Genomic DNA, 24,941 nt, shown 5'->3' with positions numbered 1-24,941 from the left:
CTCACGCGTCCAGCGCGGCGCTCAGCACCTCGTAGACGCCGCGGAGGTTGACGAGCCGGGCCAGCTCGTCCTCGTCGATCTCCACGTCGAACTCGATCTCCAGATGAGCCAGCAGCTCGATCATCTTCATCGAGTCCGCCTCGAGGTCATCGATGAACAGGTCCGTCTCGCTCACCTGCTCGGCGTCGACCTCCAGTACGCGGCAGACGAGCTGTTTGATCTCGTCGCTGCGCTCGGCGACCAGTGCGTTCATGTCAGCCAGCTGTTGTTCGAGAAGTCGTCGTCATCGAAGCTCTGCTCCCGGCGGGCGTGCCGCGGCGCCCGCCGGGGCGGTGGCGCCGGTGCCGGCTCGGGCTCCGGGGGTGGCGGTGGCGCCACCGAGCGGGAGTACTTGCGCTCCTGCGGCTCCGCCTGCGCCTGCGCATCGGCCTGCGGTGGTGACGGCGGTGGCGGCGGCGCCGACGAGTAGCCGGTGTAGCGGGCGAACTCGTCGGGCTGCTCGTCCTCCTCCGGGCCGAAGCCCATGACCTTGTCCTTGTCCGCGAGTGCCTTCTCGGTCACCCAGCCGCCGGCTTCCTTCTGCCTGCGTCCGAGCTCACCGAGATGCTTGGCGGCCCGCTCGGCGACCTTGCCCTGCTTCTGCAGGCTGTCACTCGCCCGCTGGCGCGCCTCCGAGGCCCTGCGCTCGCGCAGGGCCCGGCGGTCGGCCAGCTCGCGACTGATCTGGCCGAGACGCGCGATGACCGCCGCGGCCTTGCCCTCCGCCATCAGCCCTCCTCCTGTTCCGTCACGGGCGGTTACCTGTCGAACCGCACCGAGCGGTCACCGTCGTCGTGGAGCGAGCCGCTGATCCGTTGACCGCCGCCGCTGTTGCCGAAGATGCCGCCGTCGAGCCGGTAGGGGTTCGCGCCGCGTTCCTGGTCTCCGCCCTGGCCGCCGCCTGCGCCACCGCCCATGGCACCCATGCCGCCGCCCATCATGCCCATCCCGCCTGCGCCGCCCGCGCTGGCGCCACCCTGCGCGGCCGGAGCCGCCATGGCCTCCCCCATGCCGCCGGGCGCGGCAGCCACCCCGGCTCCGGCGCCGGCGGGTGTGGACTGCTCCTGGGCGCCGGACTGAGCCCCGGCGCTGAGCGTCTCCTCGGTGCCGGTCCCCACACCCGCGCTCCCGCCGGGGCCCCCACCGGCAACGCCTGGGTCGACGCCGCCGGCGCCGCCACCCATGCCGCCACCGGCCGCCGCGGCCTGCGCGTCCGTGCCGCCACCGCCGCCACCGCCGCCTCCGGCGAATCCGGCGGAGTCCGCACCGGCACCGGCCGGAGCCGCCGCGGCAGCGGCCCCCACGCCGGCCCCATCGCCGCCGGCCGGAACGCCGACGTCCCGCACGCCGTCGGCGGGACCACCGCGCACCGGATCGCCGGGCGCGCCACCCCCCTCGCCGCCCGCCAGGGGGTTCTCCCCGTACGCGGGCATCGTCCGGAAGTTCTCACGCGGCGCTCCGCCGCCGGCGCCGCCGGGACCCTGGCCGCCCGCCGTGCCGTCCTGAGTGGACTCGCCGAGCGTGTAGGTGGTGGGCGGCGGGGTGCCGTCGTCCACGGTGACCTTCGTGGGCCCGTCAGGGCCCTCCGGCTGCTCGGCCGTGATCTTGAGATTGCCGTCCTCGATGTGGATCTTGCCGTCCGGTCCCGGACGGTAGACCTTCTCGTCCCCTGCCGATCCCTCGCCCGAGCCCTGCGGCCCGAACTCGCCGTCTCGGCCGCCGCCCTCACCCCCGCGGCCGCCGTCCGTGCCCTCCGTGCCCTGCTCGCCGGTGCCGAAGTCGAGTTTGTAGTCCTTGGGCTGACCGGAGCCGTCGTCGACCGAGATGTCCATCTTGCCGTCGGCGTCCGGCTCGGTCATCTCCAGCTTGTGGTCGCCCTTCTCGACGGTGACCGTGTCCTGGTCGTCGCCGACGTCCTTGATGGCCTCGCCGGTCTCCGGGTCGATCGGGTACGGCTCACCGGTCTCCGGGTCGACCTCCAGGTCCTCGCCGGTCACCGGGTTCTTGCCGGGCTCCGGCGGCTTGTCCGCCCCCGGCGTCTCCATCTCGGGCACCGAGGGCGTGCCCCCACCGCCGGTGCCACCGCCGCCCGTGCCACCACCACCGGTGCCGGAACCTCCCGGCGTGCCGGGGCCGCCCGGGTTCGGCTGGGGCTGTGGCTGGGGTTGCGGCTGGGGTTGAGGGTTGGCGGCGCCCTCAGGGAACTCGCTCTTGTAGTCCTTGAGGTAGGTGTTGAGTTCCTCCCACGCCTGGTCGACCTGCTCCTTCGTGTTCTCGCACAGGTCCTTGAATTGCGCGTAGAGGTTGTCGTAGAGGTCGGTGTTCCACGACTGGCGAATCCACGTCTTGCACTCGTTCATCACCATCTGCTTGTTCTCGTCGTTGAGACCGCAGTCGTCGGAGCGGATGGTGGACTCGATATTGGTGCCGCACTCGGCGTCGACCCAGGCTGCGACCTCCAGCACCTCGTCCTGCGAGTCGAACTCTCCACGGGCGAGCTTCATCACCTGGCTGGCGATCTCCGGCACCGCGCTGCCGATGGTGGGCGTGTACATCGCGATGACCTCGTCGGCCTTGCTCTTGCACAACTCGTAGACGCTGCCGACGGTTTCCTCGATCACCTGCGCGGCGCCGTCGAGGTACTCGAGGAGTTCCTGCACGTTGGGTGCGATGTCCTCGCTGTACTTCTGGTAGGACGCGTTGGCGCCGGCACCGGTCCAGTCCTTGTACAGCGAGTTCAGGCTGGACTCGGTGGTGCCGTGGGTCTCCTTCAGCACGGTGTGCGCGTCGCGCAGCCGCTGAGCCTCGTCGAGGAACTTCTGGAAGTTGATGCCCCGCTGCTCGTCGAACAACTTCACGACGTCGCTGTCGTAGTTCAGGGGGCTGTCGATGTGACGGGAGTCGGACGGCGCCTCGGCGTCGATGGGCAGGAACTGTTCGAAGACCTCAAGGGCGGGCTTGGCCAGGTCGAACAACTCGTCGGACGTGGTGACGGCGCCGCTGCCGGAGCCGGGCGCCTGCGCACTGTCCAGTTCGGACTGGTTGCCGTCCAGCCGGTCGCGGACCTGGCGGTCGTGGTAGCCCGCCTGCTCGGACTCGTCCCTGGCGTTCTGGTAGACCTCGTCCGGGTTCACCCACTGGCCCTGGTTGTTCATCCCGAGCCCGGGTGCGACGTTGTACTGCTCGTAGTACTGGTCGGCGGCGCCGTTGTCGCTGCCGTCACCGGCCACCGAATACGCGGCGAGCACGTCCTGCTTCGTATCCGCCGAAACGTAGGGGTCGTCGAGAATGCGCTGCGTCTCTTCCCAGGTCTTCTCGCTCACATCCCGCTCCCCGACTGCGTGGCCGCCGAGGCCTGCTCGGACTCCGCCGCGGCGTACTGGTCACCCGCACTGCCGATGGACTGCGCCAGCCCGATGAGCGACGTGCACATGGCGTTGGCGCCCTTGCCCAGCTCGTCGATGGCGGCCGTGAAGTCGGCGCCCCACTGCGTGTGCGCCGTGCCGAACTCCGCTTCGGTCACCTTCGCGGGCGCGAGATCCTTCACCTCGTCCTGCGCGTCCTCGGCCGCGTCGTTGATCGCCTTGGCCTGGCTGGCCATCGCGCCGGTGTCGGCGGTGTAGCCGCCCGGCGCGTTGACACCTCCCGACGGCCCCGGCGAACTCGTCGTGGTGCTCTGCCCCGGTACGGACACGGCAGCTCCCCCTCAAGCTCGGTGTGGTGCGGTCGCTCCTACGACGCACGGGGGTCACGCCCGGTGCCGTCGCTAATGCACAGAATCTACCGATGTGCTGGTCAACCCGCACCGAAATCGGGGGTTTGCGTTACCAAACGGTATACGCCCGCGCAGGTGTCAGGACGCGGAGGCGACCACGCCGGCGAGCCGGTCGGCGGCGGCCTGGGCGGTGTCCTCGGCGGGCGCCTCGACCATCACCCGGATGAGCTGCTCCGTGCCGGACGGGCGCAGCAGCACACGGCCCTCGTCACCGAGTTCGGCGGTGACGGCGTCGACCGCTTCCCGGACGGTGGACGACGCGGCGACGGCCGCCTTGTCGGCAACGCGCACGTTGACCAGCACCTGGGGCAGCCTGCGCATGACGCCCGCGAGCTCGGCGAGGGGCTTGCCGGTCGCGGCGACGCGGCCCATGAGGCGCAACGCCGTCAGCAGGCCATCGCCTGTGGTGGCGTAGCCGGGCAGGACGACGTGGCCGGACTGCTCGCCACCGAGGGAGTAGCCGCCTGCGCGCAGTTCCTCGAGCACGTAGCGGTCGCCCACGGCGGTGGTACGCAGAGTGACGCCGTGGTCACGCATGGCAAGGTGCAGACCGAGGTTGCTCATCACCGTGGCGACCAGCGTGCTCTCGGCGAGCTCGCCCGCCTCGGCCATGGCGAGGGCGAGAACGGCCATGATCTGGTCGCCGTCGACGAGGTTTCCCCCGGCGTCCACGGCCAGGCAGCGGTCGGCGTCGCCGTCGTGTGCGATGCCGAGGTCGGCGCCGTGCTCGACCACCGCGGCGCACAGCTGCTCCGGGTGGGTGGAGCCGCAGCCGTCGTTGATGTTGACGCCGTTCGGCTCTGCGTGCAGGGCGATGACCTCGGCGCCCGCCTTCCGGTAGGCCGCGGGTGCGGCGGCCGAGGACGCTCCGTTGGCGCAGTCGACGACGACCCGCAGGCCGGTGAGCGGGTGCGGCGTCGCGGCCATGAGGTGGGCGAGGTAGCGATCGAGTGCGTCGCCGACGTCGGAGACCCGGCCGATCTGCTCCCCCGTGGGACGGTGAGGCTGGGCGGCGAGGCCGCTCTCGATCTCGTCTTCGATGCCGTCGGGCAGCTTGTGCCCACCGTCACCGAAGAGCTTGATGCCGTTGTCGGGCATCGGGTTGTGGGACGCGGAGATCATCACGCCCAGGTCGGCCGTCAGGTCGCCGACAAGGTGAGCGACGGCGGGGGTCGGCAGCACGCCGACCCGCAGCACGTCGGCGCCCGCGGAGGCGAGGCCTGCCACCACGGCGGCCTCGAGCATCTCGCCGCTGGCGCGCGGGTCGCGGCCGACGATCGCGACGGGGCGGTGTGAACGGTCATGGGCGGCGAGCACCCTGGCGGCACTGGCGGCGACCGACATCGCGAGTTCGGGCGTGAGTTCGGCGTTGGCGAGGCCGCGCACCCCGTCGGTGCCGAAAAGGCGGGCCATGTCCTCGACCTCCGTGTTCGTAGCTTCGCCGGCGTGTGTCGCGCCGGTCCGTGCCCCACCACCGTCGCGGTATCCCCCGAAAGGGGCGACCCGAACCAACCTAGCGGCCTGCCACCCCACCCCTCAGCCCGGGACGCACTCGGCGCGTTTAGCCCGCTAAACGCACTCCGGCGGCCCCGGCAAAGCGCGTTCAGCGGGCTCATTGCACCGATGAGCATGCCTCAGCAGTGCAGTAAGCCCGCTAAACGCAGGTCGGGGGCACCTGGGTACGACAGCACGAAGCGCCCGTCCGAGAAGTCGGACGGGCGCTCGCGTGTGTTGCAGGTCTCGTCAGCGCTTGCTGTACTGCGGCGCCTTGCGGGCCTTCTTGAGGCCGTACTTCTTCCGCTCGGTGGACCGGGCGTCCCGCGTCAGGAAGCCGGCCTTCTTCAGCGCCGGGCGGTCCTCGCTGTCCACCTCGGCGAGCGCACGCGCGATCGCCAGGCGCAGCGCACCGGCCTGGCCGGAGATGCCGCCGCCGTGCAGACGGGCGAAGATGTCGAACGACTCGGGCTTCTCCACGGTGGCCAGCGGCTCACGGATGAGCTGCTGGTGCACCTTGTTGGGGAAGTAGTCCTCGAGCGTCTTGCCGTTGAGCCTGAACTGGCCGGAGCCGGGCACGATCCGCACGCGGACGACCGCCTCCTTGCGGCGGCCGACCGTCTGCGCCGTGCCACCGGCAGCACGAGACGGCTTCGGCGCGGCCGGCGTCTCGCTGGTCACGACCGCGTCGGTCGCGGCCTCGGTCTCGGTGCTGGTCACGAACTGTTCCTCACTCACTGGGTCACCTGAGCGATCTTGGTGATCTCACGCTGCTGGGGCTTCTGTGCGGCGTGGGGGTGCTCGGGGCCTGCGTAGACCTTGAGCTTCTTCGCCTGCGCGCGGCCCAGCTTGTTCTTCGGCAGCATGCCCTTCACGACCTTCTCGACCAGCCGCTCGGGGCGGGTGTCGAGCAGCTCGCCGAAGGAGCGCTTCCGCAGGCCACCGGGGTAGCCGCTGTGCCGGTACGCGAACTTCTGCTCGCGCTTGTTGCCGGTGAGCGCCACCTTGTCGGCGTTGACGATGATGACGAAGTCACCAGTGTCCACATGCGGGGCGTAGGTGGGCTTGTGCTTGCCGCGCAGCAGCGTGGCGACCTCGGTCGCGAGCCGGCCGAGCACGACATCCTCGGCATCGATCACGTGCCAGGCACGGGTGATATCGCCGGGCTTGGGGCTGTACGTGGGCAAGGGTCTACCTCGTCGTCAACGGTCGTGTGGGGTCCGTGCGGGCGCAGCGCGTACGGCTGATGCGCGCACAACAACTTATGAAGATACCCGGTCGCTCAGAAGAGGGTGAAGGCGGGGGTCCGGCCCGACCTCCCATACTAATGTTTCCGGCAGCACACCGCGACCAGACGCTCCGGGGAGAAGAAAACATGAGACAGCGGCCGGCCGCCACCTCGCGCCCACGGCCCCTACGCCTGTCCGCCCTGGTCACGGCGGGTGTCCTGCTGCTGACGCTCGGCGCCGCCTGCTCCCCGGGCCGGGCCGGTACCGCGTTGCCCGACGGCGACCAGGCCGCCGAATACGTCAGCGCCAAGTTCACCCGGACCCTGGAACGGCTGGCCGACGACTTCGGCGGCAACGAACCGCGGCGGAGCACCCACCGGTCCTTCACGCGCATCGACGACAAGAAGGCCGACAACACGATCACCGCGATCCAGGTCGGCAGCCCCCCGTCGCGCCTCTACAAGAACCACTCCAACCGCGACTCCTCCGACTACCGCGACTACTTCCACCCTGCAGGCAGCGACGTCGAGTACATGCGGCTGGGACCGGTATACAAGGACCTCGCCCCCACCGAGTGGGTGTCGAAGCCGTACACCGCCGGCTCCCTCAACGTCTGCTACTGGGGTGGCTACACCGCCGTCTGCCGGATGCTGGACACCGTCAGCCAGTCGATGCAGAACGGCAGCGCCGCGAAGCAGGCGAAGAGCCTCGAGGACGGCAGCGTCGAACTCACCGCGGAGGTCACGCTGCGTGAGTTCCTCGACCAGCGGGTCGTCATTCTGCCCGACTGGGTGCTCGAACGGATCAGCGAGAAGATGCGCGACGGCGTGCTGAACACCCGGATCGCGCTCGACCCCGAGGGCAAGCTCATGGAGATCGAGATGAAGGGGCTGATCTCCGCCGACGGCCACGAGATCGAGATCAACGAGCACTATCAGGTGCTCGATCCCCCCACGGAGAACGATCTTCCGAAGGTGCCCTCGCCCGACGAGGTCACCGCGCTCACCACCGAGGCACAGGTCGACGACTTCTATCGGCGGATGGCCGAGATCACGAGCAGCGAGGGATAGCGGATGACACAGCCGCCCCACCAGCCACAGGGATGGTGGCAGCCGCCGCCGAACAACGGCCCGGGCTACCCGCCGCCGCAGACCGGATATGGGCAGCAGCCACCGATGCCAGCCGCGCACCAGCCGGCGCCCGCCTACGGTGGGAGCTTCCAGTCGCAGTACGGGGGCCTCGGCGCCTTCGACGGGACGACCGGATCGAGGCCCCGGCGTTCGAGGAAGCCACTGCTGGTCGCTGCCGGCGCGGTCGTCCTGGTCGCGGCGGCCGGTGCCGGGGCGTGGCTGCTCGGAGCCTTCCGTGGAGATGTGTTGGAGCAGGAGTCACTGCAGAACGGCGTGGCCACGGTCCTGCGCGACAGCTACGGCGAGCACGACGTGAGCAACGTGCAGTGCCCGGAGAACCAGGCGATCGAGACCGGCCACACGTTCGAATGCACGGTGGAGATCTCGGGCCGGCGCAAGGCGGTGTCGATCCGCGTTCTCAACGACAAACCCGAGTACGAGGTGGGGGCACCACAGTAGACAGTGGTGCGCCGGGAAACGTCGGCGCACACACGAAGGCGGGCCCGGCAGCAGTTGCCGGGCCCGCCTTCGTGTGTGATCCGCAGGGGATCAGAACATCCCCATGACGCCCTTGTCGGTCGCCTGGTAGCCGTCCGCGATCTGCGGCAGCGCGGTGCCGATCTGCGCGAGAACCTGCTTCAGCTCGTCCAGCGACTGGTTCCACTCCAGCTGCACGTTGTTCCAGGCCTCCATGGCCTCACCGGTCCAGGAGTCCACCAGCGGGGCGAGCCTGCCCTTGAGCTCCTCGAACAGCGCGTCGAGCTCGGCGCCGGTGCGGTCGCAGTCCTCGGCCGCGGTGTGGATGGTCGCGTAATCAACCTTGATGCCGTCAGGCATTGCCTACCTCCGTGAAGAAAGTCTGTGGAAATCGATGGGAAGGGTCAGCCGGCTCAGAGGCCGCCGAGCGTGTTGCCGATGTTGCTGATGGCGGAGTTCTGCTCCTCTTCCGCCTGCTGGTACTTGACACCGGACTGCTGGAGCAGCTCACCGATGTGCTGCAGCGCGTCGTTCAGCTTCCGGTTCTTCTCGTCGAACGCCGCCATGACGTTCTGGAAGGCGCGCGCCGCCTCGCCATCCCAGCCGGCCCGCGTGGCCTCGATGTTGTCGCGCAGCTGGTTCATGTTCTGGTCCATGCGCGACTTGATCTCTTCGACGTCCTGGTACGCCTGCTGGAACTGCTCCGGTGTCCCGGTAAAACCGCCTGCCATCGGGAGTGACCCCCTTCGTTTGTGGTTCGGCCTGTACGTCGGTCGTTCGTACTGGCTCTACGACGGAGACACTGCCATGAACGGTTCCCCGTTGTCGCGGCATGTGCCCAAGTAGTTGCTACCGTGAACGCTCCACATCGGAACCCGCCTGTGGACCAGCCGCAACCCCGATATCCAGGCCGTTTACCCCCGCCCACCCAGCTCCGCCCCCAAAGTGCGTTTAGCGGGCTAACTGCAGTCGGGGGAGCGGGCGGCCACCCGGGGGCACCGGGTTCCCGGGTGTGGTTCACCCGTGGGTGGGTCCGCCGGGTGGGCTCAGTTGGTGAACTCGAGGGTGCGCACGATCTGCTCACAGGCAGCCTCGACCCGCTGCCGCTGCCGGGCCTCCTGGCAGCCGATGCTCACCTGGGCGGTGCCTCGTGCGAAGACGTACCAGTTGACGATCGCGGCCGGTTTCGTCTCGACGTAGTGGATGGCGTCCTTGCCACCGAACGCGTGGTGCTCCCGGAACTCGCCGTAGCGCGTGGGGTTTGCCGCCAGCTGCTGCTGCAGCGCCGCGGCCAGCCGTCCGCGCTGGGCACCCGCGTCGTAGCCGAGGACGAACTCCTGCACGACCACCAGGTCGTCGTCCTCGGACCCCTGTGCGTCGTGGGGCTTCACCACCACCTGCCGGTCGGCGACGTTGTCCCCCGTCTGGGTCCAGTCCGCCGGCGCCACGAACTTGTACGAGTACTGCGCGAACGTGCGTCCCTGCGGCACCGGTGGTTCGTCGTCGCCGAGCGTCGCCACCAGCGTCACCGTGGCGGCGGCCACCAGCACCAAGGCCCCCGTGACCAGCCACAGCAGCGTGCGCCTGCGCCGAGGCTGGGTCGTCACCCCGCCGGTCTGTGGCGGCACCATGCCCTGCCGCACCGGCGGCATCGGCTGCCCCGCATGGCCACCGGGCCTGGCCGGCACCGGCTGCCGCGGCGCGCCGCCGCCCGCGCCCGCCGAACGCGCGGGCGGACTACCGTAACCGGGCCTGGCCACGACCGCCGTCCGCTCGTCGCGCACCGGCCCGCCCGCACCGGAGCGCGCCATGGCGGCCCCGGGCAGCGCACCAGTCCGATCCGGAAGCAGCTGCACCGCCCGCAGCGCGCCGCGCGCCACCACGGTCTCCGGCTGGTCCAGCGTGGTCGGCACAACGCCGGTCCGCTCGTGCACCAGCCGCGACACCATCGGAATCCGGCTCGACCCGCCCACCAGGAAGATGGCCGTCAGCTGCTGGGGACGCAGCCCCGCCGCCTCGATGGTCACGCTCGTCAGCTCCACCGCCCGGCCCAGCGGGGTGGCGACCAGACGTTCCAGATCCTCCCGGGTCACGTGGGCGTCCGCGAACGGCGGCGGCATCGGCACGTCCGTGTAGGCGTGCCGCGACAACGTCTCCTTCGCACCGCGAATGTCCTGGCGCAGCACCCTGCGCCGCCTGCGGTCGGCCAGCTCCCGGCCCTGCACGAGCTGGTCCCAGGCCCGCTGGTCGGCCGAGGACACCAGCGAGCCCACGTGCTCGAGTAGCGCCTGGTCGATGTCGGCGCCGCCGAAGCTGGGGTCGCCACGGGTGGCGAGCACCTCGAAGCCGCCCCTGCGGTGGGGACCCGCCGTCCGGCGCACCACGCTGACGTCGATCGTGCCGCCGCCGAGGTCCAGCACGGCCAGGGTGTCGCCGGGCTTGCCGCAGAACTCGACCGTGCGCTCCTGCCGGACGTCCGAGGGCGCGAACGTGGCGGCGTGGAACACCGCCGCGGCCACCGGTTCGGGTACCAGGGCCACCTCGTGCGCCAGCCGCCCGGCCGCCTGCCGCAGCAGGCGGGTCCGCACCGCGCCCCAGTCAGCCGGATGGGTCAGGACCAGCAGCCGCACCTCGGCACCCGCCGCGAGCCGGCGCGCCTCGCTCACCGCGCGGGCCAGCACGGCGTTCATCACGTCGACGACCCGCAGCACCGTGTCGCCCAGCAGCAGTTCGCCCTCGTCGATCCTGCGCTTCGGGTTCGGCTCGAACCGCGACGGATCGACCGCCGCCTGTCGTTCGGCCTCCTGCCCGACGAACAGCGTGCCGTCGGGCGCCGCGTACACGGCCGAGGACATCAGCGGCTGGCCGTCCACCACGACGACCTGTGGTTCGCGACCGTTCACCGAGGCGACCACGCAGGTGCTCGATGTCCCGAAGTCCACCGCCACCCGCAAGGTCACCAACAGCTCCCACTCGTCGTGAATATGTCGGAGGCCACTCTTGCAGATGCCTCCGACACGCCACCGCCGCGGCTCGCCGCCGGCCCTACTCCGGCTGAATCCACGAGACGTGCATGAGCTGCTTACCGACCTTGCGACTGACGAGAACACCCCGTCCGGGTGGCATCGGCCCCGCCTTCACGTTGCCGAGCAGTGCACCCTCGTCCTTGGACCCGTTCATGATCAGGCCCGGCATCGCCAGCTCCTTGAGCTTGCCGATGATCGGATCCATGCCGGTCCGCGCTGCACCACCGGTGCGCCTCGCGACCACCATGTGCAGGCCGACGTCCTTGGCCTGCGGCAGGTACTCCGACAGCGGGCGCAGCGGGTTGTTCGACGACGTCGCGACGAGGTCGTAGTCGTCGACCACGACGAACAGCTCCGGACCACTCCACCACGAGCGATCCTTCAGCTGCTGAGGCGTCACGTCCGGCCCGGGCAGGCGCTTGGCCATCGACGCCGCGACCTCCTTGACCATGCCGTCCAGCTGGTTCGCCGACACGGCGTAGCCGAGCAGCTGGTCGCCGTCGACGAAACCGAGCATGGTGCGCCGGTAGTCGACGAGGATGACGACCGCTTCCTTCTTCGAGTACCGCGTGGTGATGCCACGAACGATCTGCCGGAGCAGGTTCGTCTTGCCCGACTCGCCGTCCGCGTACGCGAGGAAATGCGGGTCGGCGTCGAAGTCGAGGTAGACCGGCGCCAGCTCGTCCTCGTTGACCCCGATGGGGATGAGCCGCGAGTCGCGACGCGGGTCCTGCGCGACCAGCTCCTCGTAGGTGATGAGCTCGGGCAGCAGCCTGACCTGGGGTGCGGGCCTGCCCTTCCACGCCGCCGAGATCTTCGCGACGGCGTCCGCCACGCCGTTACCCACGTCCTGGTCGTCGCTGGAGCCGTCGATACGCGGCAGCCCGGCAAGAAAGTGCAGCTTGTCCCTGGTCAGGCCGCGGCCCGGACGGCCTGCGGGCACGTTGACGGCCACCCTGCGGTCGATGTCGGACTCGCTCGGGTCACCGAGCCGCAGCTCGAAGCGCGTGCCGAGCATGTCCTTGATCGCGGGCCGGATGTCGGCCCACCGGTTCGACGCGATGATGACGTGGACGCCATAGGTGAGTCCCTGTACCGCCAGCTTGGTGATCTGCGGCTCGAGCTCGTCGAAGTCGTCCCGCAGCGCCCTCCAGCCGTCGACGACGAGAAACGCGTCGCCGAAGGGGTCCTGCTCGGCGGTGATCTCGCCACGGCGCTTGCGATTGCGGAAATCGTTCATCGAGTCGACGCTGAGCGCCCCGAACCGCGCCTCCCGTTCGTTGACCAGCGTGGTCAGCTCGGCAACGATGCGGCGCGCCTTGTCCGGCTCGCGGCGGGCCACGGCGACGCCGCCGACGTGCGGCAGCCCGTCGAGCCCGGCGAGCGTGCCACCGCCGAGGTCGATGCAGTAGAACTGCGCCTCCGCGGGCGTGTGGGTGAGCGCCATCGACATGATCAGCGTGCGCAGCAGTGTCGACTTGCCCGACTGGGGACCGCCGACCACCACGCCGTGGCCCGCGGCGCCGGAGAAGTCGGCCCACATCGGGTCACGCCGCTGCTCGTACGGGCGGTCGACGATGCCGAGCGGAACCTGGAGCCTCCCGTTGCCGAAGAACCCGACCGGCGACAGACCACGATCCTCGGTCGGGTTGAGGTTCGGCAGCAGGGTGTCCAGCGAATTGGGTTCCTTGAGCGGCGGCAGCCACACCTCGTGCGCGGGAGGGCCCTGGCCGACCAGCCGGGAGACGATCACGTCGAGCTCGCTCGGCTCGACGGCCTCCTCGGACTCCTGCCGGGGCTGCTCGACGATCTCCGGCTCCGGCTCCGGCTCGCGGGGCAGCTCCACGAAGTCCGGCACGAACAGCTGCGGCCGTTTGTCGGCGCGCACCACCTTGGCGCCCGGCGCCGCGGCCTTGATGCCGGCGGGCCGGTACGGGCCCGACACGTATGACGCCTTGAACCGCACCAGCGTGGAGGTGTCGTACTTGAGGTAGCCACCACCGGGCACCGACGGCAGCTCGAAGGCGTCCGGCACGCCGATCGCCGCGCGGGACTCGGCCGCGGAGAACGTCTTCAGACCGATCCGGTAGGACAGGTGCGAGTCCAGGCCGCGCAGCTTGCCCTCCTCCAGGCGCTGGGAGGCGAGCAGCATGTGCATCTGCAGCGACCGGCCGAGGCGGCCGATGGCGACGAAGAGGTCGATGAAGTCGGGCTTGGCCGACAGCAGCTCCGAGAACTCGTCGACGACGATGAACAGCGCCGGCAGGGGGTCAAGGTCGGCGCCGTTCTCCCTCGCCTTCTCGTACTCCCAGACGTTCTTGAAGTTGCCGCCGTTCTTCAGGGCCTCCTGCCTGCGGTTCATCTCCCCGGCCAGCGCGTCTTTCATGCGGTCGACCAGTGTCACCTCGTCGGCCAGGTTGGTGATGACGGCCGACACGTGCGGGGCCTTGTCCAGCCCGAGGAACGTGGCACCACCCTTGAAGTCGACGAGCACGAAGTTCAGCGTCGTCGACGAGTGGGTGGCGAGCATGCCCAGCACCAGAGTCCGAAGGAACTCCGACTTACCGGAGCCGGTGGCGCCGATGCACAGGCCGTGCGGGCCCATGCCCTCCATGGCCGCTTCCTTGATGTCCAGCTCCACCGGCTGGCCGTACTCGCCGACGCCGAAGGGCACGCGATAGCGGTCCCGGACCGGGCGCGGCCGCCACGCCTGCTGGACGTCGAATGTCATCGGGTCGCCGGGGATGCCCAGCAGCTCCAGCAGCGACGGGTTGGACAGCAGCGGCTGCTCCTCGCTGTCGTCCGCGGCGGCCGTGCCCATCCGGTAGGGCGAGATCTTGCGGGCGAGCGCCTCGGCCTCCACGACGCTGAGCGTGTCGGGCTTGCCGAACCACTCGACCCCGCCGGCGCTGCGGGCGCCGAGGCGGGTCTCCTCGACCACCAGCCGCAGCCCGCGCCGGGCGGCCAGGTTGCCGATCGAGTCGGAGAGGTCGATGAGCGTGACGCCGACCAGGCCTTCCTCGAGCAGAATCTGTTCCTCACCGGTGACGTCGGCGTCGTCGATGACGATCACGACGTGCGGCTGGTCGGGCGCGGGTGTCGCGTTGCGGGAGAACCGCTGCCGGTCCCGCAGCTCCTCGTCCAGCCACTGCTCGATCTGCGCGAGGGAGCCGGCCATCATGCGCATCTGCCCGATGCCGTCGGACAGCGCAGGGTGCTGCACGTGGGGCAGCCACTTGGCCCACTCCCACTCCTCCTTGGCGCGGCCCGCGGTGGCCACACCGATCAGCACGTCGTCCGGGCTGTGGAACGTGACCAGCTGGGCGAGCATGGCCCTGGTCAGCCCTCGCGTCAACGTCTTGTCGCCCTGCATGCCGACTGCGGCGAACCCCCGCAGCGTGATCTGGGTCGGCAGGTCGGGCACGATCGAGTGGGCGCGGACGAAACGGCGCAGCGCGAGCGTGGCGATGGGCTCCAGCTCGTCGACCGGGCCGGTCTGCGGCGGCACGAGCCGGGTGGCGAGCCGGTGGGAGCTGCGCCCGACGCGCAGGTGCAGAAAGTCCTGGTCGCTCTGCCTGCGCTCCCACATGCGCCGGGTCGTCGCCAGTGACCACAGGCTCCCCGGATCGGGGTGGACCCATTCGAGGGCGGCCCGCTGGTCGGCCATCGCCTCGCGGGCGCGGTCGCGCATCTGGCCGAGGTACCGCAGGTAGTCCTTGCGGTCCTCGTTCATCTCGGCCTTCTTCTGCTGACCGCCGCGGCCGCCACCGGCGAACATGCCGACCATGGACATCATCATCATGAGCGGCATCATGAGGAAGAACGGGCTGCGGGCCATGCCCGTGTCGGCCGAGAACATGAAGACGACCATGCCGACCATCGCCACGATCATGACGACGGGCATCAGCTTCATGATGATGTTGCCGGGAATGGTCCTCGGAACCTCGGGCGGCGGCTCGAGGTGGACCTCGCCACCCGGCGGGCGGGGAGCAGCAAGCCGTGGCGAGCGCTTGAACTGCAACGTGCTCACGGAAAATGGTCCCCTCTTCGACTCGACGATGGCGGCCGACCAGGCGCGCCGCTCAACGTATCGCACACCCCTGACAGCGGCGGAGCGCCGCTGCCGGACGACCACGGTATCGGCTCGGCGGGCGTTCGTCCCCGGAAATGCGTAAACGCGCACCCGGTCGAGGCACCGGCGACACGAAATCCGGGATAGTGGCCCACCACCGGGCGGCGAGGGTCAATACTGTAGGCCGCGCGACGCCGGACAAGGCGGCCTCGCCGGGCGGCGAGGCCGCCCGCAGGTGCGGTTCGGTATAAGTAGCTGGCGGCATTCTCACCAGGTAGGGGGCGAACAGGTGGCAACGGGCACGACCGTATTCAGCAGGGTCACGGTGGTGGCGCCGCGGACCCGCATCGACGTGGCGCTGCCTGCCGATGTGGCCGTGGCCGACCTGATGCCGATGCTGCTGGAGATGGCCAAGGAGGTCAGCCCGGACGGCGGGGCCCGGCACGGCGGGTGGGTGCTCGCCAAGCTGGGTGACGCTCCGCTCGATCCCAGTCGCACACTCGCCTCTCTCGGCGTGATCGACGGCGAGCTGCTCCAGCTGCGCAAACGCAACGAGAATCCGCCCCCTCCGCTGTACGACGACGTCGTCGACGCGATCGCCGAGGCGGAGCCGGACGGCTTCCGGCCGTGGACCAAGGAGACGGCCCAGCGCATCGGGCACATCGCGGGCGGGCTGGCGCTGGTCACCGCCGCGCTCGCCCTGTTCTTCGGCGGCTCCCTGTTCGGCGGCAATGGGCTGGCGGCCGCGATCACCGCCGGTGTCGGCGCCATCGCCTGCGTGGCCGTCGGTGCCACGCTCGCGAAGGCCTATCAGGCCGAGTCCACCGGGGTCCTCGTGGCCGCGGCCGGCGGGCTGCCGCTGGCCTTCGTCAGCGGCTTCTCCATCGTCCCCGGCGTGTCACTGCGGGCGAACCTGCTGCTCGCGAGCGCGCTGGTGGTCGTGGTGGCCGCCGTGTGCATTCTCGTGATCGGCGCGGGCATCACGACGTTCATCGCGGCCGCGACCGCGGGCACGCTGGGGCTCGTCGCCTTCCTGGTGGCGACGCTCATCGCCCACCCGGCGCCCGGCATCGCCGCGGGCACCGCCGCCGTGTCCCTCGCCGGCATCTCCATGCTGCCGCGGGCCACGATCTGGCTGGCCAAGCTGCCACTGCCTCATGTTCCGGGCACCGCGGAGGAGCTCAAGGAGGACTCCGGTTACCCGGACTACTCGGCAATCGAGCGCAAGACCAGCGTGGCGCACAACTACATGACCGGGCTGCTCGTCGGGTGCGGTTCTGTCACGGCGATCTCGGCGATCGTCACGTCGTCGGCGCCCGGCATCTACGGCATTCTCACCAGTGTTCTCGCCACGCTCGTACTGCTGCTGCGGGCGCGTACCTACGCCAACGGCAGCCAGGCCGTGGCCTTGCTGACCACCGGCATGTTCTCGGCGGGCGGCATCCTGATCGGGTGGCTGTGGACCGAGGATCCCGCCGGCCGCCTCATCTGGGTCTTCGGAGCGCTGATCCTGCTCGCCGCCGGCGCGCTGGTGCTCGGCGTGGTGTTCCCGAACCAGCGTTTCTCGCCGCCGATGCGCAGGACGGTGGAGATCATCGAGGCGGTGTGCATCGCGTCGATCCTGCCGCTCGCACTGGCCGTGATGGGGCTGTACTCGACGCTGCGCCACCTCGACTTCGGGTGATCGGGCAAGCCGCTTCATGAGAGCGAGGGGTTCACGCGTGCGCTCGGCAAGGCCCGTTCAGCGGGCGACCGCATTGTTGATGACCGCGACGATCGGCGCGCTCGGCCCCGGCCTCCTGCCGTTGCCCGCGGCGGCGCAGCCGACGGTGGCGCCCGAGGACGGCGGTTTCTACGCGTCCCCGCCGCCGGTCGACATGGGTTACCTGCCGGGCGACACCGGGCAGCCGGACCAGAACTACACGCAGAAGGTCGGCTGCGTCGAGCGGGACCTGGAGAACAACATCCAGCTGAACCAGGCGCCCTGGGGTCAGCTGTACCTGCGGCTCGACGAAGTCCACCGGCTCATGCGCGGCACCACAAAGGGTGTCGGCATCAAGCCGAACGGCCAGCCGGTACGGGTCGCCGTGATCGACACCGGCGTCACCGCGAGCCACCCGTTCTTCGAGGGCCGGGTGAAGTCCGGCGGTGACTACGTCAAGGACACCGGGCAGCCGGGGCTGGAGGACTGCGACGGCCACGGCACGGAGGTCGCCGGCATCATCGCCGCGGACACTCCCGAGGACCAGATGAAGTTCACCGGGGTCGCACCCGACGCGGAGATCATCTCGATCCGGCAGTCGAGCCAGAACTATGCGCCCGACGACTCCGCCACGCCGAGCCAGGGAGCAGGCGGGGACGCAGGCGGCCAGTCCGGTGGAGATGCGGGCGACGCGGGTGGAGATGCGGGTGACGCGGGCGGCGCCGGTGGCGCGTCGGGTCCCGGCCGCCCCGGCGGTACCGGTGCCGCGCAGGACGGCGGGGGCCGGACGCAGGGCGACGAGGGTTCGGCCGGGACGCTGGACACGCTGGCGCAGGCCGTGGTGCGGGCGACGGCCATGGGCGTCGACGTCATCAACGTCTCGATCAACAACTGCCGCTCCGCCGACGGCGGCATCACGGAGGGCGAGAAGCGCCTGCAGGCGGCCGTGCACAACGCGGTCGAGAACAACGTCGTGGTCGTGGCGGCCGCAGGCAACCTCAGTGAGAAGTGCGAGCAGAACGACCAGCCCGACGCGAACGCCCCGAAGACCATCGTGACGCCGCCGTGGTTCGCCGAGGACGTGCTGTCGGTGGCCGCGATCGACAAGACCGGCGGCGTCGCCGATTTCTCCCTCAACGGGCCGTGGGTCAGCGTCGCCGCGCCCGGGACCGAGATCATCTCGCTGGACCCGGCCGAGGGCTCGTCCGGCCTGGCGAACCTGACGATCGAGAACGGCGAGTCGCAGCCGATCAAGGGCACCAGCTTCGCGGCGCCCTACGTCGCCGGGCTGGCCGCGCTGGTGCGGGCGAAGTTCCCGGAACTGAACGCACGCGAGGTGATGAACCGCATCACGAGCACCGCGCAGCACCCGGCGGCGCCGGGTGGCCGGGACAACTTCGTGGGCTACGGGGTGATCGATCCGATGGCGGCGCTCACGGCGACGGTGCCCGAGGAGGAGGGGCTGCCTCCCGACTCGGCCGTGGCGTTGCCCTCCGACATGCCGCCTGCGGCCGACCGGAACTGGACGCCGGTGATCGTGGCGCTGGCGGGGTCCGGCGGCGCCCTGACGGCCCTGCTGGTGACCCTTTTCGTGGTCCACACGATCCGCAGGAACCGACCGGCCGAACCCCGCTGACGGACACGGACACCCGGACCCCCGCAGCCCTCTTCCCGTGCCCACCTCCGCCTGCCTCATGCGCGTTTAGCGGGCTAACTGCAGTCGGCCCCCGGCCACCGGAGCGCGTTTAGCGGGCTCACTGCACCCGGGTGGCCCCCGCTGACTGCAGTTGGCCCGCTAAACGCAGCGGTGGTGCGTTGTGGATCTTGGCCGTTGGGCTCTGGCGACTCGCCGAGAGGGACACGCGCAGACGAAAGGGCGGCCTTCGGAGCCCGGCACCGACCGGGCCCGAAGGCCGCCCTTGCACTCTCAGTTGCCGCCGGCCGCGGCTGCCCCCTCCTCCTGGACGATCGTGCCGCCCTCAGGATCCACGGGGATGGCGTCGTAGGTGCGCATGACGTCCTGCGTGTTCAGCGACGCGCCCACCGGGAGAAGCTTGATGATCGACTCGGGCGCAGGCCGTAGATCGGTCAGGCCGAGGGCAGTCGCGGTTGCCTGGTTCGGCACGCTGTAGCGCATACCGCGATCGGAGATCAACTGGATGCTGCCCTTACCGAACGTCTCCGCGGTCGTCGCCGAACGCACGGCCGCGGCGAAACCGGGCCGCATGTGGAAGTAGTCGATCTTCCAGCCGTCCGGACCCGGAGTGCCGATCTTGACCAGCTGCGGCTGGCCCTGCGCATTCTTCGGGCCAGGCATCACGGAGCGCACGTAGACCGCTGTCCGTACGGCCTCGCTCGCGCCCTCTCCCACGACGGTCCAGCCGAGGCACGACACGGGATGCTGGCGCGGCGAAAGAACACTGGGGACACTCTGCGGGTAGTACCCGACGTCCAAATACTCCTCGCTGCCCGGCTCCACGAACGGCATGTTCGTCAACTGGTCGGGGTTCACCGCCGGAATGCCGCCTCCGGCACCGGTGGTGGTGTTCTTGAACCGGGTCAGCTCAGCCACCGCCTGCGGGACTTGCTGCACACCCGAACGGCTGACGACGTAGTAGTCGCTGCCCTCCGTTCGCGGGATCCGGAAGACCGAGCCCACCGGGAGCGCGTCGATGTTGAAGCCCGACGTCGCGCTGCCTGCCCCCTCGATCTCAGGCGCCTTCAGCTCGCCCACCGCGGGGATCGCGTTCAGCAGGCCCGTCGAGATGTGCCGCGCATCGCTCGGGTCCAGTTCGAGCGCCTGCCGAACGGCCTCATCGGACAGGTCCACTTCGGCCCTCACGGCGTTGGCGCTGCCGTCCTCGGGCTCGGGCCCCTGCCGGTACACGAGGTAGGTCTTGCCGTCGTCGGCGGTTACCAGGAGTGCCTGCTCCTGGCTCAACTGCGAGCCGAGGTTGGTGTTGCCGGCGAACACCGTCGTTTCGGTCGTCGCGTTCTGCCGCGCGAGCTCGTCCGGAACGGTCTCGTCCATGACGATCTCGTCACAGACCGCCCAGTCGGTGGAGATCAGCTGGTCCTGGTTGGGCAGGAGTTCCGGGCCGTTCGGTATGCCCTGAAGCCGGCCACGTGGGATGTCCTTGAGCTGCTCGTCCGGGACGACCTCCGGTTCGACGGCCTGGACGGCTCCGCCCTGCTGTTGTGCGGCGCCGCCCTCGCCGCCGCCCTGCTGGGCCATGAGCATCAGGCGGGCCGACGCGAGATTGAACGTGGGAATGAGCTTCTTGGGGTTGCCCGCCACCACATAGACCGAACCCGACTGCTCACCGATGACGATGCCCGAATCGGGTGCTTTTGGCGCAGGCTTGAAGAAGCCGAAGATCACGAAGCCCAGCATCGCGAGGGCGCTGAGCACCACTCCGACGATGGTCGCACGCGAGTGCGTTCGCATAGGGTCGTGCAACATCACTGAGTCCTTGCGGACCAGCGCGGACTGCATCCGCCGCAGCACGAACTGGTACGCCTGGACTTGCGACTTGGTTGTCGGTGTTGACGGCATTCTCGACCTACAGCTCTCCCACTCGCGGTACGGTTCCGCAGGATAGCCGTGCGGGGACCGGTCTGGTGTTGGTTTCTACCAACTCAGGGAAGCGTCCGGTCCCCCGGGACCGGCTCCCAGCGCAGTTGCACGAACGAGGGGAAGAGAACGAGCGGATGTCCGTCACCACTCCTCCACGTCCGCCGGGTCCTCCACCTGGCTCACAGCCGCCTCCAGGGCGGCCTCCGGGGCCCCCGCAGGGCCCGCGAGGCCCGGGTGGGCCAGGTGGCCATGGCGGTGGGCCTGGCGGTCCTGGTGGTCCACGCGGGCCACAGGGGCCCGGTGGCCCGGGCGGACCCGGTGGGCCGGGGGGACCGGGCGGTCCTGGTGGGCCGCCTCCGGGACAGCAACCCCCTCGTCCGGGAGGCGCCGGTTCGGCGCCCCGGCCGACGCCGGTAGCCCCTCCGGCGCGACGGCGCGCGCTCGGCGCGAACCTGGGCCCGCTGCCCGTGATGAACATCGTGATGCTGGAGGTCGGACTGGCCGTCGGCCTCGTGCTCCTGGCCATCGACGATTCACTGTTGTATGTCGCCATCGGCATCGTCGCGGTCGCCCTCCTGCTCGCGTTCTTGCGCTGGGGTGGCCAGTGGTTCACTCAATGGGCTGGACTTACCGCGCGATACACGTTCCGGTCCCACGATCGGGTCGCGACCCCGCCGACTCCCACGAGCATCGAGGAGATCGCCGCGGAGGACGACGGGCAGGGAGTCATCGGCCCGGACGACGCGCGGGTCAGCCTCCTCAGGCTCGTCGTGCCCGACCTGGTGGTGGCGCAGGGCAGGGACCACGAGCACCAGGAAGTCGGTCTTGCGTGGCATGACGGCACCTGGACGGCGGTTCTGCTCGTGGAGCCGACCCCGGCGCTGATCACCCAGGCGGGTGGCGCGCCGAGTCTGCCGTTGTCCGCGCTGGCACCGTGCCTGGAAGACCGCGGGGTCGTGCTGGACTCCATCCAGATGACGTGGCATTGCTATCCGGGCAGCGCGGCGCTGCCGACCGACTCGCCTGCGCTCACCTCGTACATGGAGGTGCTGGGGCCGCTGCCTGCCGCTGCGCGGCGAACGACCTGGGTGTCGATTCGGCTGGACCCTCGGCGGTGCCCGTCCGCCGTTCGTGAGCGTGGCGGCGGTGTGGTGGGCGCTCATCGGGCACTGATGGGCGCGCTCTCCCGGGTGCGTAACGCCCTGGAGTCACGCGGCGTGCCGACACGTCCACTGGATCCGGACGAGCTGCTGCGTGCCGGTATTTCGGCGGCTGAACTGACCGGGGTCGCTGGTTCGCATTCCCGGGTCGCCCTTCACGAGCGCTGGACCGGTGTCACCGCGGCGGGTATTGGACACGCCAGCTACGCGATCACCGGGTGGCCGAAGGGCAAGATCACCAACAGCCTCAACGCGTTGACCAGTGTGCGCGCCTTGTCGGCAACGGTGGCGATGGCGATCTCGCCGTCACAGGAGGAGGGCCAGGTCGGGCTGCGAGGTGTCGTGCGGGTCAGCGCAAGGAACCCGCGCGAGCTCGACGCGGCCGATCAGCGGCTGTCGGGTCTGGCGGAGCGCGTGGGCGTGAGCCTGACGCCGCTACGAGGCTTGCAGGCCGATGGCTTCGCCGCCACGCTGCCGATGGGAGGCAAGGCATGAGCAGCTCGCGCGTCCACGACGCGAACCAGGGCATCGGGGTGGCGCCCGAGTTCACGGTGGATCCGGCGCTGCTGGACGCGATCAGCCCGTCCGGCGACCGGGGTGGGATCGTGCTCGGATCCGGGTTGCAGGGTGAGCCGCTGACGGTGTCGGCGCTGCGGGCGGCGCCCACCCGAATCGTGCTGGTCGGCGGGCTGTATCTGGCGCGGCAGGTGGCGTTGCGGGCGATGGCAGTCGGTGCGTGGGTCGTCGTGGCGACCGGCCGGCCGACCGCGTGGCACGTGCTGTCGAAGGCCGCCGGCACGCTGCCGAACGGTCAGCCGTCTCCGTTGGTGCAGATCCGGCGGCTTTCGCCGGTCGAGTTGCCACGTCCCTCGGAGGACGCGCCGTTGCTGGTCGTGCATGACGGTGGCCCGACCCCGCAGGATCTCTTCCCGCCGCGGTCGCCGTGGCAGACGACGGTGTACGTGCTGCCCTACCTGCACCCGCAGGCCGGTGCGCTGGCGAACGCGGCGGATCTGGTGCTGATGCAGCGCCTGCCGGCGGGCCAGGCGGAACTGGCCGCGCGGATCTGGCGGCTGCCACCGCAGATGATGCGGCAGCTCACGACGCTGAAGGACGACCAGGCAGTGGCACTGGGACGTAACCTGTGGCGCCCGTTGCGACTGGTCACCACCGGCAAGGAGCAACAAATCCTCGGCCCGGTCCGCCGCGGCGACTGACCGCACCCCCCAAACTGCATTTAGCCCGCTGAACGCACCCGGGCGCGTTCAGCGGGCTAAATGCAGTTTGGGGGTGCGTTTCGCGGGCTAAACGCGGTTTGGGCGGCGCATTGGGCCCAGGTGGATGCTGGGCAATGTGTCAAGGGTCGTGTGGCAGCTTGTGGACAAGGCCGGCGATGTGGACAACGACGCCTCTCGAAGAACGTTTTGGCGAATTGTGTCGGTGCTGTCAGCCACGCTGCATCCATGGTGAAAACAACACACCCAGAAGACCTGACGGACGTTTTCCGCGGCTCTGTCGCTCGCGCCGAGGGATACGTGACAGCTGGACAGCTACGGGGGCCTCGCTTCCGGCGCCTGTTCCAGGATGTCTACGCGCCTGCCCACTTACCGGTGACGCACGAACTCCGATGCCGGGGCGCCGCCTTGCTGGTGCCGAAGGACGCCGTCCTCACCGGACGGTCAGCAGCGACGGTTCTCGGCGTGGACCTGGCCAAACCGCACGACCCTGTGGAGTTCGTCGTCCCGGAGGAGTCGCGCTTCGGCCCGATCAAGGGCATCCACGTGCGTCGCACTGCCGTCAAACGACGAGAATCGCGGCCCTGGCACGGCATACGCATCGCTCGACCGTCCCGAATCGCACTCGATCTGCTGCTTCGCCATTCGCCGCGAACCCGCGGCTGGGTCCGTCGCCTACGCATCGCCGTCCCCGACCTTGACGCCTTTCTCCGCTCAAGGCTGGTCTCTCGCGCGACAGTCGAACGGTCGCTTTTCCGGCGCCGGAATCGCGGCATTCGACTCGCTCGGCACGCCCTGACGCTGTCCGACGCGCGCGCCGAATCTCCGCCCGAGTCCGAACTCCGCGTGATTCTGCGAGTCGGCGGGTTCGATCCCACACCGCAGTACAGCATCAGACGTGGCAGGAAAGAGATCGCAAGGCTCGATCTCGCCCTGGCGGACAGCAAGACAGCAATCGAGTACGACGGACGTTGGCATTTGGAACAGCTGCAAACCAAGCTGGACACGGCTCGGCGACGGTGGCTGACCTCCACGGGGTGGCACGTCATTGTCGTCACCGCGGAACAGCTGGCCGAGGACTACCGCAAGATTCTCGAGGAGGTTCGCGCCGCACATCGGCGACGGTGGGCTTAACCGTTGTCGGCGACCTCAGCGCGCACATTGCGCGTCAGCTCGGCACGCGCGGCCAACTCGGCGTCCGGTGGGTAGTCGACCCGTACCAGCGTCAGACCGTGCGGCGGCGCGACCACGCTCTCGCGAACGCGGCTGTCCAACACTTGGCCGGGCCACGACTTCGGCCGTCGCCCATCGCCCACCATCAGCAGGGCCCCAACGAGGCTGCGCACCATGGAGTGGCAGAAGGCGTCTGCTGACACAGTCGCGTGCACATCGTGTTCACCCACGCGCGTCCACACCAGTTGCTGCAGTTCTCGAACGGTGGTCGCACCTTCGCGCTGTTTGCAGAAGGCCGCGAAGTCATGCAGCCCGAGCAGCGCCTCGGAGGCCTCATTCATCGACTCCACGGACAGTGAACGCCGCCAGGCAAGCGTGTCGTGCCGCCGCAGCGGATCCACACCCCACGGCGCATCCGACACCTGGTAGCGATAGTGCCTCCGCACCGCTGAGAACCGTGCATCGAACCCAGCGGGCGCAACCGTCGCGCCCAGTACACGCACATCGGTCGGCAGTATCCGGTTCCAGCGATGCCGCATACGGTCAAGATCAGGAACCCCGTTCGCATCAACGGGAAGCCGGCCCGACGACGTTTCGCCCGCGAAAGGCACTACGTCGACATGGACCACCTGGCCGGTGGCGTGGACGCCTGCGTCCGTGCGGCCGGCGACCACCACGGGGCGCGGCACGGCGGCGCCGGGCGGTTGCTTGGCCAGGGCGTCCTCCAGGACGCCCTGAACGGTTCGCCTGTCCGGCTGCCGAGCCCAGCCGGAGAAGCCCGACCCGTCGTAGCTGACGTCGAGGCGCAGACGAACGAGCCCGCCCTCCCCAGAGGGAGTAGCGGGCTCGTTT

At 69.9% G+C, this 24,941-nt stretch carries 21 protein-coding genes; 7 read left to right on the top strand and 14 right to left on the bottom strand.

The genetic code is table 11. From position 1 onward, the window contains the following. Nucleotide 1 precedes the first annotated feature (1 nt). From BAY60_RS08870 to rplM, 7 genes are all read right to left on the bottom strand, one after another. Nucleotides 2-253, bottom strand: a complete 252-nt coding sequence (locus BAY60_RS08870; RefSeq protein WP_112280262.1) for an acyl carrier protein — start codon at nt 251-253, stop codon at nt 2-4. Then, nucleotides 250-768, bottom strand: a complete 519-nt coding sequence (locus tag BAY60_RS08865; RefSeq protein ID WP_112280261.1) for a hypothetical protein — start codon at nt 766-768, stop codon at nt 250-252. The genes BAY60_RS08870 and BAY60_RS08865 overlap by 4 nt, the downstream gene beginning before the upstream one ends. A gap of 29 nt (nt 769-797) precedes the next feature. Further along, complete coding sequence (locus BAY60_RS38290; protein WP_112280260.1) at nt 798-3,362, bottom strand: WXG100 family type VII secretion target; 2,565 nt, start codon at nt 3,360-3,362, stop codon at nt 798-800. Then, nucleotides 3,359-3,733, bottom strand: coding sequence for a hypothetical protein (locus tag BAY60_RS08855; protein WP_112280259.1), 375 nt, complete (start codon nt 3,731-3,733; stop codon nt 3,359-3,361). Before BAY60_RS08855 ends, BAY60_RS38290 begins: the two co-directional genes overlap by 4 nt. Nucleotides 3,734-3,892: 159 nt before the next feature. Beyond that, a complete protein-coding gene (gene glmM / locus BAY60_RS08850) occupies nt 3,893-5,227 on the bottom strand; it encodes a phosphoglucosamine mutase (RefSeq protein WP_112280258.1) in 1,335 nt (444 codons plus the stop codon). 330 nt (nt 5,228-5,557) lie between these two features. Next, nucleotides 5,558-6,028, bottom strand: a complete 471-nt coding sequence (gene rpsI / locus BAY60_RS08845; protein ID WP_112280814.1) for a 30S ribosomal protein S9 — start codon at nt 6,026-6,028, stop codon at nt 5,558-5,560. 14 nt (nt 6,029-6,042) lie between these two features. Further along, nucleotides 6,043-6,495 (bottom strand): 50S ribosomal protein L13, encoded by a 453-nt coding sequence (rplM, locus tag BAY60_RS08840; protein ID WP_112280257.1) that lies wholly within the window; start codon nt 6,493-6,495, stop codon nt 6,043-6,045. 188 nt (nt 6,496-6,683) lie between these two features. On the opposite strand from rplM, the gene BAY60_RS08835 reads away from it, so the two are divergent. Next, complete coding sequence (locus tag BAY60_RS08835) at nt 6,684-7,607, top strand: hypothetical protein (protein ID WP_112280256.1); 924 nt, start codon at nt 6,684-6,686, stop codon at nt 7,605-7,607. A 3-nt stretch (nt 7,608-7,610) separates the two neighbouring features. After that, nucleotides 7,611-8,126 (top strand): DUF4333 domain-containing protein, encoded by a 516-nt coding sequence (locus BAY60_RS08830; protein ID WP_112280255.1) that lies wholly within the window; start codon nt 7,611-7,613, stop codon nt 8,124-8,126. A gap of 90 nt (nt 8,127-8,216) precedes the next feature. Here the strand turns inward: BAY60_RS08830 and BAY60_RS08825 are convergent, their stop codons facing one another. The 4 genes from BAY60_RS08825 to eccCa all read right to left on the bottom strand — a co-directional run bounded on the left by BAY60_RS08825 (nt 8,217) and on the right by eccCa (nt 15,200). Beyond that, nucleotides 8,217-8,504: a WXG100 family type VII secretion target gene (locus tag BAY60_RS08825; protein WP_112280254.1), complete on the bottom strand. Its 288-nt coding sequence runs from the start codon at nt 8,502-8,504 to the stop codon at nt 8,217-8,219. A 53-nt stretch (nt 8,505-8,557) separates the two neighbouring features. Beyond that, nucleotides 8,558-8,875 (bottom strand): WXG100 family type VII secretion target, encoded by a 318-nt coding sequence (locus BAY60_RS08820; RefSeq protein ID WP_112280253.1) that lies wholly within the window; start codon nt 8,873-8,875, stop codon nt 8,558-8,560. Between the two features lie 315 nt (nt 8,876-9,190). Beyond that, nucleotides 9,191-11,104 (bottom strand): type VII secretion-associated protein, encoded by a 1,914-nt coding sequence (locus BAY60_RS08815; protein ID WP_112280252.1) that lies wholly within the window; start codon nt 11,102-11,104, stop codon nt 9,191-9,193. Between the two features lie 85 nt (nt 11,105-11,189). After that, nucleotides 11,190-15,200: a type VII secretion protein EccCa gene (gene eccCa, locus BAY60_RS08810; RefSeq protein ID WP_112280251.1), complete on the bottom strand. Its 4,011-nt coding sequence runs from the start codon at nt 15,198-15,200 to the stop codon at nt 11,190-11,192. A gap of 331 nt (nt 15,201-15,531) precedes the next feature. On the opposite strand from eccCa, the gene eccD reads away from it, so the two are divergent. After that, nucleotides 15,532-16,926: a type VII secretion integral membrane protein EccD gene (gene eccD, locus BAY60_RS08805; protein ID WP_112280250.1), complete on the top strand. Its 1,395-nt coding sequence runs from the start codon at nt 15,532-15,534 to the stop codon at nt 16,924-16,926. A 79-nt stretch (nt 16,927-17,005) separates the two neighbouring features. Further along, nucleotides 17,006-18,580, top strand: coding sequence for a S8 family serine peptidase (locus BAY60_RS08800; RefSeq protein ID WP_245992375.1), 1,575 nt, complete (start codon nt 17,006-17,008; stop codon nt 18,578-18,580). A gap of 291 nt (nt 18,581-18,871) precedes the next feature. Here the strand turns inward: BAY60_RS08800 and eccB are convergent, their stop codons facing one another. Further along, nucleotides 18,872-20,500 carry a type VII secretion protein EccB gene (eccB, locus tag BAY60_RS08795; protein WP_112280248.1) on the bottom strand — a complete coding sequence of 543 codons (1,629 nt, stop codon included), beginning with the start codon at nt 20,498-20,500 and terminating at the stop codon, nt 18,872-18,874. A 162-nt stretch (nt 20,501-20,662) separates the two neighbouring features. Then, entirely contained in the window at nt 20,663-20,803 is a 141-nt protein-coding gene (locus BAY60_RS37515) for a hypothetical protein (protein ID WP_211330206.1), read from the bottom strand. 188 nt (nt 20,804-20,991) lie between these two features. Between BAY60_RS37515 and eccE the strand changes: the two genes are divergently transcribed. The 3 genes from eccE (at nt 20,992) to BAY60_RS08775 (ending at nt 24,050) form a co-directional block, all read left to right on the top strand. Further along, a complete protein-coding gene (gene eccE, locus BAY60_RS08785; RefSeq protein WP_112280246.1) occupies nt 20,992-22,176 on the top strand; it encodes a type VII secretion protein EccE in 1,185 nt (394 codons plus the stop codon). Continuing rightward, the gene (locus BAY60_RS08780; protein WP_112280245.1) at nt 22,173-22,898 is read left to right on the top strand and encodes a hypothetical protein; all 726 of its coding nucleotides are present in this window, start codon (nt 22,173-22,175) and stop codon (nt 22,896-22,898) included. Before eccE ends, BAY60_RS08780 begins: the two co-directional genes overlap by 4 nt. Before the next feature lie 393 nt (nt 22,899-23,291). After that, nucleotides 23,292-24,050 carry an endonuclease domain-containing protein gene (locus BAY60_RS08775; protein ID WP_342769760.1) on the top strand — a complete coding sequence of 253 codons (759 nt, stop codon included), beginning with the start codon at nt 23,292-23,294 and terminating at the stop codon, nt 24,048-24,050. Here BAY60_RS08775 and truA read toward each other — a convergent pair. Further along, nucleotides 24,047-24,898, bottom strand: a complete 852-nt coding sequence (gene truA, locus BAY60_RS08770) for a tRNA pseudouridine(38-40) synthase TruA (protein WP_211330281.1) — start codon at nt 24,896-24,898, stop codon at nt 24,047-24,049. The genes BAY60_RS08775 and truA overlap by 4 nt on opposite strands. Between the last annotated feature and the right edge of the window lie 43 nt (nt 24,899-24,941).

The sequence above is a fragment of the Prauserella muralis genome, assembly GCF_003202285.1.
GTDB lineage: Bacteria > Actinomycetota > Actinomycetes > Mycobacteriales > Pseudonocardiaceae > Prauserella_B > Prauserella_B muralis.
Note: the sequence above shows the minus strand (reverse complement) of the source record. Positions and strands in the feature narration are given on the sequence as shown.

Bases quoted from the DNA above. Each gene is read 5' to 3' on its own strand.
- eccE (WP_112280246.1), top strand. From the start codon at position 20,992: ATGAACATCGTGATGCTGGAGGTCGGACTGGCCGTCGGCCTCGTGCTC.
- BAY60_RS08830 (WP_112280255.1), top strand. From the start codon at position 7,611: ATGACACAGCCGCCCCACCAGCCACAGGGATGGTGGCAGCCGCCGCCG.
- eccB (WP_112280248.1), bottom strand. From the start codon at position 20,500: ATGCCGTCAACACCGACAACCAAGTCGCAAGTCCAGGCGTACCAGTTC.
- BAY60_RS08870 (WP_112280262.1), bottom strand. From the start codon at position 253: ATGAACGCACTGGTCGCCGAGCGCAGCGACGAGATCAAACAGCTCGTC.
- glmM (WP_112280258.1), bottom strand. From the start codon at position 5,227: ATGGCCCGCCTTTTCGGCACCGACGGGGTGCGCGGCCTCGCCAACGCC.
- BAY60_RS08865 (WP_112280261.1), bottom strand. From the start codon at position 768: ATGGCGGAGGGCAAGGCCGCGGCGGTCATCGCGCGTCTCGGCCAGATC.
- BAY60_RS08800 (WP_245992375.1), top strand. From the start codon at position 17,006: ATGACCGCGACGATCGGCGCGCTCGGCCCCGGCCTCCTGCCGTTGCCC.
- BAY60_RS08825 (WP_112280254.1), bottom strand. From the start codon at position 8,504: ATGCCTGACGGCATCAAGGTTGATTACGCGACCATCCACACCGCGGCC.
- BAY60_RS08780 (WP_112280245.1), top strand. From the start codon at position 22,173: ATGAGCAGCTCGCGCGTCCACGACGCGAACCAGGGCATCGGGGTGGCG.
- BAY60_RS08835 (WP_112280256.1), top strand. From the start codon at position 6,684: ATGAGACAGCGGCCGGCCGCCACCTCGCGCCCACGGCCCCTACGCCTG.
- BAY60_RS08820 (WP_112280253.1), bottom strand. From the start codon at position 8,875: ATGGCAGGCGGTTTTACCGGGACACCGGAGCAGTTCCAGCAGGCGTAC.